This is a genomic window from Halorubrum sp. AJ67, assembly GCF_000513435.1.
Window position 1 is genome coordinate 52983 of sequence record NZ_CBVY010000022.1, and the last position, 1535, is coordinate 54517.

Annotated in this window: 2 protein-coding genes and 2 pseudogenes; 3 read left to right on the plus strand and 1 reads right to left on the minus strand. The window is 69.1% G+C overall.

Annotated features, from left to right (window positions below; genetic code table 11):
* Nucleotides 1-279: pseudogene (locus BN903_RS13910) on the plus strand (hypothetical protein); the annotation flags it as partial.
* Nucleotides 280-331: 52 nt separating this feature from the next.
* The gene (locus BN903_RS13915) at nucleotides 332-802 is read left to right on the plus strand and encodes a Rieske 2Fe-2S domain-containing protein (protein WP_048078301.1); all 471 of its coding nucleotides are present in this window, start codon (nucleotides 332-334) and stop codon (nucleotides 800-802) included.
* A gap of 59 nt (nucleotides 803-861) precedes the next feature.
* On the opposite strand, the gene BN903_RS13920 is transcribed toward BN903_RS13915, so the two are convergent.
* A complete protein-coding gene (locus BN903_RS13920; RefSeq protein WP_048078302.1) occupies nucleotides 862-1299 on the minus strand; it encodes a DUF5788 family protein in 438 nt (145 codons plus the stop codon).
* A gap of 83 nt (nucleotides 1300-1382) precedes the next feature.
* Here BN903_RS13920 and BN903_RS13925 point away from each other — a divergent pair.
* Nucleotides 1383-1535 (plus strand): annotated as a pseudogene (locus tag BN903_RS13925) (YkgJ family cysteine cluster protein); the annotation flags it as partial.

Below are 1535 nucleotides of genomic sequence, written 5' to 3' on the forward strand. Positions count from 1 at the left end.
GCAGCCGCGATGAAGCGGGTCGTCGAGGCGGCTGCCGACCTCGAGAACGCCGACTTCGGCCGGTCGCAACACGAGGCGTTCGAGCGCACCTTCCGGGCGCTGAGCGACATCGACGAACTCGACGACGAGGAGGGAGTCCGCGCCATCGCCGACTGGGTCGTCGACCGGATCAACGAGAAGGAGTCGGTTCCCGGCTCGCGGGACGTGCGCCGACAGGGAGCGAAGTACTGTCGAAAGAACGGCTACGAGGTCCGCGACGACGAGTGGCTCGGCGTCTGAGCGGCCGAGCGCGACGCATAACGTTCAAACCCGCCGCGGGCCTCGCTCGGACATGGACGAGAGCCGCCGGATCGCCGGCGTCGACGAGGTTCCCGAGGAGAGCACGCTGCTCGTGACGCTCCGACCGACCGATCCGGACGCGGTCGGCGAGGGCGAGGGTGACCTCGGGGAAGGCGAGGACGGCGACCCCGAAGTAGAGGCGATCCTCACCCGGGCCGCCGGCGAGGTGCGCGCGTTCCGCAACTACTGTCAACACTGGACGGACGTCCGCCTCGACAAGGACGACGGCGCGTTCGTCCGCAACGGGGAGGTGTTCTGTCAGAAGCACGGCGCGACGTTCGAGGCCGACGGCGGCTACTGTAACTTCGGTCCCTGCGAGGGGGCCGTCCTCGAATCCGTTTCCGTGACCGTCGACGGCGACGACGTGTTCCTCGACGACGACGCCTACGAGTTCGTCCGGCTCGGCCCCTCCGCGGGGAAGGGCGACGGCAGCGGCTCGCGGATCGACTTCACCGGGAACTGAGCCGCGCTCCCCGGGAACCGAGCCGGAAGCGGCCGACGGCGGGACGCGATCCGCCCGCCTCAGAAATTCGTGCGCCCGCCACCGTCCTCGCGCCCGAGCGCCTTCTGTAAGAAGTTCATCCAGCGCTTCTGGTCGGCGGCCTCCTGCCGTTTCGCCTCGGTCTCCGGGTCGGGGGCGTCTAACCCCTCCAACGCCTCTAAGGCGCGGTCGATACCGATGATTGACGCCGCCAGTTCCTCGCCCTCCTCGCGGCTCACCTCGTTCTCCTCGATCGGTTCGAGCCGGTCGAGCCGCTCGCGCCGGAGGTTGCGCTTAGCGCGGTCGACACGGTCGCGCTCGCCCGGCGGGACCGAGTCGCGGCGCTTGATCTCGAAGACGAACGAGCGCAGGTCGATCTCCTCGCCCTGGATCTCGATCGATTCCGGGATCTCGACGCCCACCGTCGAGGACTCCCGGTTGACCCGCTCTAAGAGCTGCTTCCGTTCGTACCCCTTCACGCTCGGTTGGTAGGAGACGGTCGCACTTCGCTCCTTCGCCCGGAAGGGACGACGTTAACTCCGGCGCGCCGTGAACGACACGTATGGAGTCGCTCGAAGCCGAACTCGCCGCGGCCCGCGACCTCGACGTCGCGGCCCTCGCGGACGCCATCGAGTCGATCGGGTTCGAGTGTACGCGCTGTGGCGGCTGCTGTACCGGCTACGCCCCGGACGAACCGGGCGGCGCGCCGGCCGGA